The organism is Colwellia sp. 12G3, from assembly GCF_002836775.1.
Classification (GTDB): Bacteria; Pseudomonadota; Gammaproteobacteria; order Enterobacterales; family Alteromonadaceae; genus Colwellia.
This window is the reverse complement of sequence record NZ_PJAQ01000043.1, coordinates 74,668-88,004: the sequence shown is the minus strand read 5'-3', so window position 1 is coordinate 88,004 and position 13,337 is coordinate 74,668. Positions and strand designations below refer to the sequence as shown.

Below are 13,337 nucleotides of genomic sequence, written 5' to 3'. Positions count from 1 at the left end.
TTCACGTATGTTCATTATGGATGATGAACAAAGCGATGTAGGGCATGGATGCCCGCTCAGCGCTGTTACGTCGAATATATTGCCTTGAATGCAGGGTTACACTTGATTAGCAGCGCCGAGGGAGTCCAAAGCCAAAGGTAAGAGCGGCTGCAGTCTCCCTCTCTTCTTGGGTGTCGTCGCCACCGCGACAATGTAGAAAATAAAAACGTTGCATGAAAATTTATTGAGACTTCATTTATTTTCTTGGGTGAAATCAACACCCAGAGAAATAGTTTAGTAAAATATCTATATAATTTTTGAATCCGACAGCTTATTATTATATCAATAAGATAAATAAGGATATACCTTGCCTCAAAGAACAAATGATTTTCAAAAGTTAATTTTAAGAATTCATGAGATTCTTCTCCCTGATGGAGCAATACTAACTGAATCAAAGATGATACTTGATGAATACTCAGGATCTATGAGAGAAGTAGATATTTGTATCGAAACAACAATTATAAACCAGAAATTAATGTTTATGATTGAATGCAGAGACCATTCTCGAAAGCAATCAACAGAGTGGATAGAGCAACTAATTACAAAATCTAAGTCACTTAAAGCTAACAAAGTTATAGCTATCTCTCATAAAGGCTTTTATAAACCTGCTATAAAATTAGCCCAAAAACATGGAATAGAAACCTTAGATCTGATTGAGGCTCAAAATGAAGACTGGGATAAATATAAAATCAAACCAGGCATTGCATTAATCAGTCATGAATCCTACCAACTTCAAGGCATATCAATATATACAACTAACTCCCCTATCCCATTAAAGCAATTTGATAACTCCACCCCTGTTTATTATCAGGGTGAAGAGTTAGGCAGTATTATTGAATTTATTGAGTATTATTTTAAAGAGCATTTGACTATGGAGATAGATAAGAAAATAGGGGAAGAGTTCAAGAAGATGGTTAATAATTTAGATGATGTTAGAAAACCTATACAAATAGAAGTGATTAAACATCTAGCAGGTTTATCTTTGCATACAGCCAAAGAAACTACTTTAAATATATCCAAAGTCCAATTCATAGTTATTGGAACCCGAGAGGTTACTGATATACCAATGGAGCATAAAGTATTTGATAAACAGATGATTTCATTTGGAAAGCACTTAAATTCAACGTATGAGCATGACGTAGCAATAATCCAAAAACCTAATTGTGATAATCTTACTGGTAATATCAAAACCGTAAGAAAATAATTTGTTATTTACTTATACAAAAAACCCGCTAGATAGCGGGTTTTTATTAAGATTAACAGTTTGCAATCAAAAGCTGATTACCAACCTGTTTTCTCTTTAAGTGCAGCGCCAATTTCTGCTAAAGAACGAACAGTTTTAACACCGGCCGCTTCTAGTGCTGCAAATTTCTCATCAGCTGTACCTTTACCACCGGCGATAATCGCGCCAGCGTGACCCATACGCTTACCTTCTGGTGCAGTAACACCAGCAATGTAAGATACTACAGGTTTAGTAACGTGTGCTTTGATATATTCCGCAGCTTCTTCTTCAGCAGTTCCGCCAATTTCACCAATCATTACGATTGCTTCAGTTTGTGGATCGTTCTGGAACATTTCCAATACGTCGATGAAGTTAGTACCTGGGATAGGGTCGCCACCAATACCTACACAAGTAGATTGGCCAAAACCAAAATCAGTTGTTTGTTTAACGGCTTCGTACGTTAACGTACCAGAACGTGAAACAATACCAACTTTACCTGGTAAATGAATGTGACCAGGCATGATACCAATCTTAGACTCGCCAGGAGTGATAACACCTGGACAGTTAGGACCGATCATACGAACGCCAGATTGGTTAAGCTTAGCTTTAACGTCAACCATATCTAAAGTTGGAATACCTTCAGTAATAGTTACGATAAGCTCGATGCCTGCATCAATAGCTTCTAAAATAGCATCTTTACAGAAAGGAGCTGGAACATAGATAACTGTAGCTGTTGCGCCAGTTGCTTCTACTGCTTCACGTACTGTGTTAAATACTGGTAAACCTAGGTGCGTTTGACCGCCTTTACCTGGGCTTACGCCACCAACCATTTGTGTACCGTAATCAATAGCTTGTTCTGAATGGAATGTACCTTGACCACCAGTGAAACCTTGACAGATAACTTTAGTATCTTTATTAATTAATACAGACATTATTTGCCCTCCGCAGCAGCAACAACTTTTTCTGCTGCATCAGTTAGTGATTCAGCAGCAATGATGTCTAAGCCAGAGTTCTTAAGAACTTCACGACCTAATTCAGCATTAGTACCTTCTAAACGTACAACTACTGGTACTTTAACGCCTACTTCTTTAACCGCGCCAATAATACCTTCAGCAATCATGTCACAACGAACAATGCCACCAAAGATGTTAACTAAAACAGCTTTAACGTTATCGTCAGAAAGGATGATTTTGAATGCTTCAGAAACACGTTCTTTGTTTGCGCCGCCGCCAACATCAAGGAAGTTAGCTGGCTTGCCGCCGTGTAAATTAACGATATCCATAGTACCCATTGCTAGGCCTGCACCGTTAACCATACAACCAACATTACCGTCAAGAGCTACATAGTTAAGCTCCCATTGTGCTGCGTGGGCTTCACGTTCATCTTCTTGAGATGGATCGTGGAAAGCACGCATTTTAGGTTGACGGTAAATAGCATTACCATCAATACCGATTTTACCGTCTAAACAGTGAAGATTACCTTCGGTAGTAATAACTAGCGGGTTGATTTCAAGTAAAGCGAAATCACAATCTTCAAACATTTTAGCAAGACCCATAAAGATCTTAACAAACTGCTTCATTTGCGTAGGGTTTAAACCAAGTTTAAAACCTAATTCACGTGCTTGGTAAGGTTGAGCGCCAACGAGTGGATCAATCTCAGCTTGGTGAATTAATTCTGGAGTCTCTTCTGCGATCTTTTCAATGTCAACACCGCCTTCGGTAGATGCCATGAAAACAACTTTTTGAGAAGCTCTATCAACAACAGCGCCAAGATATAACTCATTAGCGATGTCAGTACAGCTTTCAACTAAAATTTTAGCTACTGGCTGACCTTTTTCGTCTGTTTGATAAGTAACTAAGTTCTTACCTAACCAGTGTTGCGCGAAATCTTTGATTTCTTGCTTACTTTTAACTAGCTTAACACCGCCAGCTTTACCACGTCCGCCTGCGTGTACTTGAGTTTTAACAACCCACATATCGCCGCCAATTTTATCAGCCGCTTCGGCAGCTTCTTGAGGAGTATCGCAAGCGAAACCTTCAGAAACTGGTAAACCGTATTCAGCGAACAATTGTTTCGCTTGGTATTCATGCAAATTCATGGTGTTTTATCCATTTATCTGTAAATAATGACAGTCGATTGCATTTCTAAGAAATACGCAAAGCCTGCCGTGAAAAGTAACTCGATTATAGTACAAAAGCTCTAGTGACGGTAGTCATAAGAGCTAATACTATAGTCGAGTACTAAATTTTTATATCTGGTGTTTTTTACTGTCTAATTACTTAGAATTAAGCTTATATATCAAGTAAAAGACGTGTTGGATCTTCTAACAATTCTTTGATTGTTACTAAGAAACCTACCGACTCTTTACCATCAATTAAACGATGGTCGTAAGATAATGCTAAATACATCATAGGTAAGATTTCTACTTTACCGTCAACAGCCATAGGGCGGTCTTGTATTTTATGCATACCTAAAATCGCTGCTTGAGGTAAGTTAAGAATTGGCGTTGATAATAATGAACCAAACACACCACCGTTAGTAATGGTGAAGTTACCGCCAGTCATATCAGCCATTGAAAGCTTACCGTCACGACCTTTAATCGCTAAGTCACGGATACCATTTTCAATGCCAGCCATACTTAATTGGTCTGAATCACGTAAAACCGGCGTTACTAAACCACGCGGTGTAGATACAGCGATAGAGATATCAAAGAAGTTATGGTAAACAATATCGTCACCGTCAATTGATGCGTTAACACCAGGAAAACGTTTTAATGCTTCAGTAACCGCTTTCACGTAGAAAGACATAAAACCAAGACGTGTGTCATGAGTTTTTTCGAATAAGTCTTTATATTGCTTACGAAGTTCCATAATTGGCTTCATGTTAACTTCGTTAAACGTAGTTAGCATGGCCGTAGAATTTTTCGCTTCTAATAAACGTGTTGCAATCGTTTTACGTAAACGCGTCATTGGTACACGTTTTTGGGTACGTTCGCCTAAATCTTGTGCAGGAGCAGCTACAGGAGCTGCTGCTTTTGGTGCGGCAACTGGTTTGTTAGCAGCGGCTTCAACATCTTCTTTTGAAATACGACCGCCTTTACCTGTACCAACAACATTAGCAGCCGTTAAGCCTTTTTCAGTCATTAATCGACGTACTGAAGGGCTAGCAATTTCATCTGAGCTTACTGCATCTTCAATTGGCGCAGCTGTGGCAGCCGCTGAAGCGCCTGCATTAAGTTCACCAATTTTTTGAGCGCCTAACACAGTATCGCCTTCAACATGGATAATTCTACCAATTACGCCATTATCTTGCGCAACAACTTCTAGCACTACTTTGTCTGTTTCGATATCAACTAAGTTTTGGTCAACTGTTACGGTATCGCCTTCAGCTACATGCCATGTAGCAACGGTTGCATCTGCAACTGATTCAGGTAAAACAGGAACTATGATGTCGATTACTTTAACAGCTGTAGTCGCCGCTGCAGGAGCGCTTGCTGCTACAGGAGCCGGAGCAGCTTCGCTACCTTCGCCATTACCTTCAGAGAAGGTACCAATAACTTGGTCGCCCAATACAGTAGCACCATCAGCTTGGCTAATATCTGTCATAACACCATCACAAGTTGCTGGAACTTCTAATACTACTTTGTCAGTTTCAATATCAACAAGTACTTGGTCACGTGTAAATTTTTCACCAACTTGAACATGCCAAGTTGCCACTGTTGCATCAGCAACTGATTCTGGTAATACCGGAACTTTGATTTCGGTTGTCATTTTTTAATCCTTACAAACTGTCTTTGCGCTTACTATTTATTAAAGTAAGCGCACCAAAGAGTTAATCTAATGTTAATGCTTGAGTGACAAGCGCTTGCTGTTCTTTAACATGAAGTGACATATAACCGACAGCTGGTGCTGCTGAAGCCTTACGGCCTGCATAAGTCAAATAAGTACCTTCAGGAATTGCAGCTCTAAAGTGATGCTGCGAACAATACCAAGCACCTTGGTTTTGCGGCTCTTCCTGACACCAAACAAATTGCTTAACATGTTGGTATTCTTTCAATACCGCTTGAAGCTCTTGTTCGGGGAATGGATAAAGTTGCTCAATACGAACAATAGCAACATTATTTAGTTCATTTTTACGACGTTGATCAAGTAGCTCGTAATAAACTTTACCACTACAGAAAACAACACGTTCAACAGCTTTGGCATCAAGCTCATCAATTTCACCAATAACACTGTGGAATATACCCGTAGACATTTCTTCTAATGAAGAAACCGCTAATGGGTGACGTAACAGTGATTTAGGCGACATAACGACAAGAGGACGACGCATAGGACGTACAACTTGGCGACGAAGCATATTAAATACTTGCGCTGGTGTTGATGGCACACATACTTGCATATTGTGATCAGCACAAAGTTGTAAGAAGCGTTCTAAACGGGCTGATGAATGCTCAGGTCCCTGACCTTCATAGCCATGTGGTAACAACATAGTTAAGCCACACAAGCGGCCCCACTTTTGCTCACCTGAACTAATAAATTGATCAAATACTACTTGTGCACAATTAGCAAAATCGCCAAATTGCGCTTCCCAAATAGTTAAACCAGCAGGCTGAGCCGTTGTATAGCCATATTCGAATGCTAATACAGAAACTTCAGATAACACTGAATCATGTACATCAAATGGGCCTTGGCCTTCTCTGATATTTTGCAGTGGTAAATAAGTACTACCATCTTTTTGATTATGCAATACGGCATGACGATGGAAGAATGTGCCACGACCAGAATCTTGACCGGTAATACGTACACGCTCACCACGATCAACAATAGATGCATAGGCTAAGTTTTCAGCCATGCCCCAATCAAGTAATTTCTCACCCGTTGCCATTTTCATGCGGTCATCATAAATCTTTTTAACGCGTGAATGCACTGTGTGACTTTCTGGGTACGTTGACAACTTAAGTGCTAATTCTTTTAGCTTCTCAAGGGAAATTTCTTTGTCGTAGTCATCATCCCACTCATGACCTAAGTATGGAGTCCAATCAACTGAATGTTCAGTCATCGGGCGCCATTGCTCAACCGTACATTGACCTTCATCAAGTAACTTACGGTAGTAGGCTGTTAGCTCATCAATTTTAACGGGTGTTAAACTACCTTCAGCCGCTAATTTATCAGCGTATAATTGACGTGGTGTTGGATGCTTTCTAACAATTTTGTACATAAGTGGCTGCGTGGCACTTGGCTCATCAGCTTCATTATGTCCATGACGTCGATAACAAACTAAATCAATAACAACGTCACGTTTAAATTCATTACGGTAATCAAGTGCAATTTGAGTTGCCAATATCACCGCTTCAGGATCATCACCATTAACATGAATAATTGGTGCCTGAACCATTTTAGCAATTTCAGTACAGTATTCACCAGAGCGAGTATCTGCAGCAACAGATGTGGTAAAACCTACTTGGTTATTAACCACAATACGCACCGTGCCACCTACTTTAAAAGCACGGGCTTGCGACATGTTAAAGGTTTCTTGTACAACACCTTGACCTGCAATTGCAGAATCACCATGAATGGTAATAGGCAGTACTAAATCACCATGATTACAGTCGCGTCTATCAAGGCGAGCACGTACTGAACCAATAACAACTGGGTTAACAATTTCTAGATGTGACGGATTAAATGCCAGCGCTAGATGAACATTACCACCGGGAGTAACGAAGTCTGAAGAATAACCTTGGTGGTATTTAACATCACCTGAGCTAAGAATTTCATCATGCTTACCGGCGAATTCATCGAATAATTTCGATGGATTTTTACCCATAACATTGACAAGTACGTTTAGACGACCACGATGAGCCATGCCCATAACCACTTCTTTAGTACCAGCGGCACCAGCACGAGTGATTAATTCTTTAAGCATAGGGACAAGTGCATCGCCACCCTCTAGAGAGAAACGTTTTGCTCCAGGGAACTTAGCACCCAAATATTTCTCTAAACCGTCAGCAGCAATTAAGCCCTTCAGTAGTTCAGTTTTCTGGTCAATAGATAAAGTAGCTTTAGACTGAACCGACTCAAGACGTTGTTGTATCCAGCGTTTTTCGACGGTTGAGGTCATGTGCATATATTCAGCACCAATAGAACCACAATAAGTGTTTTTTAATGCTTTGTACAAGTCACCTAACTTCATGGTGTCTTGACCGATAGCAAAAGAACCCACGTTATATTCTTTATCAAAGTCGTTTTCAGATAAGTCGTGATGCGAAAGTTGTAAGTCACGTACTTTGTCACGCTGCCATAAACCTAACGGATCTAAATTAGAGTTTTGATGACCACGGAATCTAAACGCATTAATAAGTTGTAATACTTTGACTTGCTTAGCATCACTATCACTCGAAACAATAACTTGTTTATTGGCTTGTTTTGCTAACGTTCTAAATTCGTCACGGATGGCAGAATGGCGGTATTCAACCTCACTACCTTCTACTTTCGGGAGTTGACTAAAGAGTTCCTGCCATTCTGCAGATACAGAGGCGGAGTTATCCAAGTATGATTCGTACAATTCTTCAATATAAACGATGTTGCCACCGTTTAAATGGGAAGACTCTAGCCAAGCCTTCATTACACCTTCTGGCATTGCCTTGTTCCTTTGCTTGTGTGTAGCAAAAAAAATAACGTAATAACTATTTCTTTGCAATTTGTTAAGCTTTTTGCTTAAGGCTTCTATTTATAGAATAGAAACAATATTTTTGCATTAAGAGAACTAAATTACTGATGAAAAATTATTACAATGTTTAAAATTAAGTTAAAAATACAGAACATTATCTTAATAAGCTATTTATACCGGAACCGATTAAAGCGCTTATTAAAGAAAATACCCTGCTTATTCTGTCATAAAAAGCAACGAAGTAAACTTAGACTAAAGCAGTACTTAAAGTAACTTTAGCTAAGTTTATTGATAATTAAACCGCTCGGTTTAATAACATTGATTTTATATGGCCAATGGCTTTGGTTGGGTTTAGTCCTTTTGGACAAACATCAACACAGTTCATGATTCCATGACAACGGAATACGCTGTATGCATCTTGTAAACCATCTAAACGCTCTTCGGTAGCAGTATCGCGGCTATCGATTAAGAAGCGATAAGCATGCAATAAGCCTGCAGGACCGATAAATTTATCTGGATTCCACCAAAAAGATGGACATGATGTTGAACAACAAGCACATAAAATACATTCGTAAAGACCGTCTAACTTATCACGTTCTTCAATTGACTGGATATTTTCACGTGCTGCTGGTTGCGCATCATTGATAAGGTATGGCTTAATTTTTTCATATTGCTGATAAAATTGAGTCATATCAATAATCAAATCACGTACTACAGGTAAACCTGGTAGCGGACGTAAGACAATTTTTTTGGCTTTCAATTCTGATAATGGCGTAATACACGCTAAGCCATTTTTACCATTCATGTTCAAACCATCAGAGCCACAAACACCTTCACGACATGAACGACGGAAAGATAAGCTTGAGTCTTTTTCTTTTAATAATATTAATGCATCAAGTACCATTAAGTCAGAGCCTTCAGGCACGTCTAACTCATAGTCTTTCATGTATGGCGCATTATCTACATCTGGGTTATAACGATAAATCGAAAATAACTGTTTGGTCATTTTATTCGACATAATAATGCTCCTTAGTATACACGAGCTTTCGGAGGGAAAGCTTCACGGTGAACAGGTTTCATATTAACATCACGCTTCGACATCTCTTGAGACTCTGGTGTGTAAATAGAATGACATAACCAATTTTCATCATCACGGTCTTGAAAATCATTACGAGCATGCGCACCACGAGATTCAGTACGGAAGTTAGCTGCCTTTGCAGTACAAAAAGCAGTTTCCATCAAGTTATCTAATTCTAAACATTCAATTCTTTGAGTATTAAAATCTGATGATTTATCATCTAAGTAGGCATTATTTAAACGTTCACGAATTGCTTCAAGCTCTTTCATACCTTCAGCCATGGCATCACCATCACGGAATACCGAGAAGTTAAATTGCATACATTTCTGTAAATCTTTACGAATCTGTACTGGGTCTTCACCACCGGTAGAGTTTTCCCAACGCTTAGTACGCGCAAGAGCCGCTTCTATATCAGACTCTGTTGCTTCTTTACCAAACTCAGTATCGTTTAAGTAAGTACCTAAGAAGTTACCTGCGGCGCGGCCAAAGACAACTAAATCAAGTAATGAGTTACCACCAAGACGGTTAGCACCATGTACTGATACACATGCTATTTCACCAACAGCGAATAAACCTTCAACTATTGTTTCGGTTCCGTCTGCTGTAACATTTAATGCTTGACCATTAACGTTACAAGGTACACCACCCATTTGGTAATGACATGTAGGTATAACTGGAATAGGCTCATCTGCTGGGTCAACGTGAGCAAATGTTTTAGATAATTCACAAACACCAGGTAAACGTTTGTACAACGTTTCACGGCCTAAGTGATCAAGTTTAAGTTTAAGATGAGGACCATATGTAGGGTGGTCACAACCTCGACCTTCTCGTATTTCTGTCATCATAGAACGAGCAACAACATCACGACCCGCTAAATCTTTAGCATTAGGTGCGTAACGTTCCATGAAACGTTCGCCATCTTTATTAAGAAGGTAACCACCTTCTCCACGACAACCTTCGGTTACTAATGTACCTGCACCAGCGATACCCGTTGGATGGAACTGCCACATTTCCATGTCTTGCATTTGAATGCCAGCACGAAGTGACATACCAACACCATCACCAGTATTGATGTGTGCATTGGTTGTAGAAGCAAAGATACGACCTGCACCACCAGTAGCTAGAACGGTAGCACGCGCTTTAAAGTAAACGATTTCGCCAGTTTCAATACAAATAGCCGTTGTACCGACTACGGCACCATCACTATTTTTTACTAGATCTAAGGCATACCATTCAGAAAAAACATTCGTTTTGTTCTTAACGTTTTGCTGATATAAACAATGAAGTAGTGCATGACCTGTTCGGTCAGCTGCAGCTGCAGTACGTGCAGCTTGTTCACCACCAAAGTTTTTAGATTGACCACCGAAAGGACGTTGGTAAATCTTACCTTCTTCAGTTCGAGAAAATGGTAGACCCATCTTCTCTAATTCAATAATAGACTCAGGGCCTGTTTTACACATGTATTCGATTGCGTCTTGGTCACCGATATAATCGCTGCCTTTAACTGTATCGTACATATGCTGTTCCCAATGATCTTCATGAGCATTACCTAAAGCTACGGTAATACCACCTTGAGCAGATACAGTATGAGAACGGGTTGGAAATACTTTAGAAATCAAGGCACAAGACTTGCCTGACTCTGAAATTGCTAATGCAGCGCGCATACCTGCACCGCCTGCGCCAATAACAATGGCGTCAAATTCACGAATTGGAACGCTCACTTATACACCCCACACAGTTAAAGAGCCAAATACTAAGTAGGCTAATAAAGTAACAGAAAAGAAAAATTGCAATGCACCGCGAAAGAACGCAGGTTTTACGTAATCAGACAATACCTGCCACACACCAATTTTGGCGTGAACAAGTAATGCTAATAACGCCATTACTGTAGCTACTTTAACACTCATACAAGCAAAAAAACCTTGCCATACATCATAAGTAACACTCGGTGTTACTACGAAGAAACCTGCTAGGAGTAAAGTGTATAGCACAAGAATAATTGCACTAGCTCTCAAAAGAATAAAATCATGCACGCCATTTCGGCCTGCTGATGCGACGACGTTTACCATAACCAAACTCCTATAACTACTGAAACTGCTAACCAAATAATCATGATTACTTTGGCAGTGACATTACCTGAAGCTAGTTCTTCAAAATGACCTAAATCCATTAACAAGTGACGAACACCCGCTAAAACATGGAAAGTAAGGGCAGAAAGACAGCCAAACATAATGAACTTGAAGAAGATGCCATCAAGGTAACCTTGAATTTGCGCAAATCCTTCAGCAGAAGAAAGAGAGGTTGAAAGGGTAAACAATAAAATGCCAATAGCAAAAACCATAATAACACCAGATACGCGATGTAAAATGGAAGCATTAGCAGCGGGATGCATTTTTATTGTAGTTAAATCTAGGTTTACAGGACGTTGTTTTTTCACAATTGTTGCCTAAAGAGCTCGAAAGCCTTCAACTTTTATTATTGTTACTCATGAACTACCTTTACTATCTTGACTTTAAACTTAATTGAAACTTAAAAATCAATATAAAAAAAAGCAGTTCCCGAAAGTGAACGGTAACTTTTAACAAATTCTTAATTAAGTGTACCAATTCGCACACAAGTCTAACCAACTTCACAAAGTGATTCTAGTTAGATTTTGTAATAAGGTTAAAAAGTGTGATTAAATCTTAAAACAGTCAGAAAAAGCTACAGAACGCATTGATTATATAATCGTTAACATGGAATTACAATTTTACCGAGCGCTAATTTAAGCTCGTCTATTTTTTAAACAGTTATTTGCGCTGTATTAAACTTTAGTATAATTACTCTTACATTTTAAATTCATTTCGGGGTAGAATGTCGCCAGTTTAAAAAACCCAAGAAAAATCACAAAAACTGACTGTTTATTCACTAAGCTTAGGATGGGAATTAAGCAATATTAGTAGAGTGTCAGTAAATGTATATTAATTATAATTTGATAGGGGAAAAAACATTATGGCTGAATCAAAAGCCTCTCTGAGTATTGATGGCAAAGAAATTGGCGTATTTCCAGTTTTAAAAGGTACCGCTGGTACTGACGTAATTGATATTAGAACTTTAGGTAGCCTTGGCTACTTCACCCATGATCCAGGCTTCTTAGCCACGTCTTCTTGTGAATCATCAATCACCTTCATTGATGGTGGCAAAGGTATTTTACAACACCGCGGTTATCCTATTGATACCCTGGCTAAACAAGCAGATTACCTTGAAGTTTGTTACATCTTATTGAACGGTGATGCGCCGACACAATCAGAATATGAAGATTTTAAAACGGTTATAACAAACCACACTATGGTACATGAGAAATTAGTTCATTTTTTCCATGGTTTCTTACCTGATGCTCATCCTATGGCAATGTTATGTGGTGTTGTTGGCGCGATGTCATCGTTCTATCATAGTGACTTAGATATTACTGACCCTGAACAACGCAAACGTAGTGCACATAGATTGATTGCTAAAATGCCAACTATTGCTGCTATGGCCTATAAATACAGTGTTGGTCAGCCTTTTGTGTACCCACGCAATGAGCTATCTTACGCTGAAAACTTCCTTCACATGATGTTCTCCGTTCCTGCTGAAGAATATATTGTAAGTCCTACTGTAGCTAACGCTATGGATAGAATATTTACGTTACATGCGGATCATGAACAAAATGCGTCTACGTCTACGGTTCGTTTAGCCGGTTCTTCTGGTGCTAACCCGTACGCATGTATAGCAGCGGGTGTTGCTTCTTTATGGGGCCCAGCACATGGCGGCGCTAACGAAGCTTGTTTAACAATGCTTGAAGAGATTGGTGATGTATCTCGTGTTGATGAATATGTTTTAAAAGCGAAAGATAAAGATGACCCTTTCCGTTTAATGGGGTTTGGTCATCGTGTTTATAAAAACTTTGATCCACGTGCCACAGTAATGCGTGAAACTTGTCATGAAGTATTAAATGAACTTGGCATAAGCGACCCATTATTGGACGTTGCTATGGCCCTTGAAAAAGTTGCTCTAGAAGATTCTTACTTCATTGAAAGAAAACTTTACCCGAATGTAGATTTCTACTCAGGTATCATTCTTAAAGCTATTGGCATTCCATCAAGCATGTTCACTGTGATTTTCGCGATGTCTAGAACTGTTGGTTGGATCGCTCATTGGGATGAAATGTTATCCCAACCTGGTCAAAAAATTGGTCGTCCTCGTCAGAAATATACGGGTGAAATCAACCGTGAATTTGTTCCATTGAACAAAAGATAATGACTTAGTGCTTATCAGTCCTTACCTATTACTTGAATAAGAACTGATAAATTA

Annotated in this window: 10 protein-coding genes; 2 read left to right on the top strand and 8 right to left on the bottom strand. The window is 39.3% G+C overall.

Annotation, left to right across the window (positions count from 1 at the left end; genetic code table 11):
* Positions 1-346: 346 nt before the first annotated feature.
* Positions 347-1,243 (top strand): restriction endonuclease, encoded by an 897-nt coding sequence (locus CXF71_RS10510; protein WP_101232910.1) that lies wholly within the window; start codon positions 347-349, stop codon positions 1,241-1,243.
* Positions 1,244-1,320: 77 nt separating this feature from the next.
* Here CXF71_RS10510 and sucD read toward each other — a convergent pair whose 3' ends face one another.
* The 8 genes from sucD to sdhC all read right to left on the bottom strand — a co-directional run bounded on the left by sucD (position 1,321) and on the right by sdhC (position 11,442).
* Positions 1,321-2,193 (bottom strand): succinate--CoA ligase subunit alpha, encoded by an 873-nt coding sequence (gene sucD, locus CXF71_RS10505; RefSeq protein ID WP_101232909.1) that lies wholly within the window; start codon positions 2,191-2,193, stop codon positions 1,321-1,323.
* On the bottom strand, positions 2,193-3,359 hold the full coding sequence (gene sucC, locus CXF71_RS10500; protein WP_101232908.1) for an ADP-forming succinate--CoA ligase subunit beta: 1,167 nt from the start codon (positions 3,357-3,359) through the stop codon (positions 2,193-2,195). The genes sucD and sucC overlap by 1 nt, the downstream gene beginning before the upstream one ends.
* Before the next feature lie 193 nt (positions 3,360-3,552).
* On the bottom strand, positions 3,553-5,031 hold the full coding sequence (gene odhB / locus CXF71_RS10495; RefSeq protein WP_101232907.1) for a 2-oxoglutarate dehydrogenase complex dihydrolipoyllysine-residue succinyltransferase: 1,479 nt from the start codon (positions 5,029-5,031) through the stop codon (positions 3,553-3,555).
* Between the two features lie 61 nt (positions 5,032-5,092).
* The gene (sucA, locus tag CXF71_RS10490) at positions 5,093-7,897 is read right to left on the bottom strand and encodes a 2-oxoglutarate dehydrogenase E1 component (RefSeq protein ID WP_101232906.1); all 2,805 of its coding nucleotides are present in this window, start codon (positions 7,895-7,897) and stop codon (positions 5,093-5,095) included.
* Positions 7,898-8,222: 325 nt separating this feature from the next.
* On the bottom strand, positions 8,223-8,933 hold the full coding sequence (locus tag CXF71_RS10485; protein ID WP_101233095.1) for a succinate dehydrogenase iron-sulfur subunit: 711 nt from the start codon (positions 8,931-8,933) through the stop codon (positions 8,223-8,225).
* A gap of 23 nt (positions 8,934-8,956) precedes the next feature.
* Positions 8,957-10,726: a succinate dehydrogenase flavoprotein subunit gene (gene sdhA, locus CXF71_RS10480; protein WP_101232905.1), complete on the bottom strand. Its 1,770-nt coding sequence runs from the start codon at positions 10,724-10,726 to the stop codon at positions 8,957-8,959.
* Complete coding sequence (gene sdhD, locus CXF71_RS10475; protein WP_101232904.1) at positions 10,727-11,074, bottom strand: succinate dehydrogenase, hydrophobic membrane anchor protein; 348 nt, start codon at positions 11,072-11,074, stop codon at positions 10,727-10,729.
* Positions 11,068-11,442: a succinate dehydrogenase, cytochrome b556 subunit gene (gene sdhC, locus CXF71_RS10470; RefSeq protein WP_101228038.1), complete on the bottom strand. Its 375-nt coding sequence runs from the start codon at positions 11,440-11,442 to the stop codon at positions 11,068-11,070. The genes sdhD and sdhC overlap by 7 nt, the downstream gene beginning before the upstream one ends.
* A 554-nt stretch (positions 11,443-11,996) precedes the next feature.
* On the opposite strand from sdhC, the gene CXF71_RS10465 reads away from it, so the two are divergent.
* Positions 11,997-13,283, top strand: a complete 1,287-nt coding sequence (locus CXF71_RS10465) for a citrate synthase (RefSeq protein ID WP_101232903.1) — start codon at positions 11,997-11,999, stop codon at positions 13,281-13,283.
* Positions 13,284-13,337: the final 54 nt, after the last annotated feature.

What these genes read in the sequence shown, in the direction of transcription:
- CXF71_RS10485 (WP_101233095.1), bottom strand. Translation starts at nt 8,933, where the DNA reads ATGACCAAACAGTTATTTTCGATTTATCGTTATAACCCAGATGTAGAT.
- sucA (WP_101232906.1), bottom strand. Translation starts at nt 7,897, where the DNA reads ATGCCAGAAGGTGTAATGAAGGCTTGGCTAGAGTCTTCCCATTTAAAC.
- CXF71_RS10465 (WP_101232903.1), top strand. Translation starts at nt 11,997, where the DNA reads ATGGCTGAATCAAAAGCCTCTCTGAGTATTGATGGCAAAGAAATTGGC.
- sdhD (WP_101232904.1), bottom strand. Translation starts at nt 11,074, where the DNA reads ATGGTAAACGTCGTCGCATCAGCAGGCCGAAATGGCGTGCATGATTTT.
- odhB (WP_101232907.1), bottom strand. Translation starts at nt 5,031, where the DNA reads ATGACAACCGAAATCAAAGTTCCGGTATTACCAGAATCAGTTGCTGAT.
- sucC (WP_101232908.1), bottom strand. Translation starts at nt 3,359, where the DNA reads ATGAATTTGCATGAATACCAAGCGAAACAATTGTTCGCTGAATACGGT.
- sucD (WP_101232909.1), bottom strand. Translation starts at nt 2,193, where the DNA reads ATGTCTGTATTAATTAATAAAGATACTAAAGTTATCTGTCAAGGTTTC.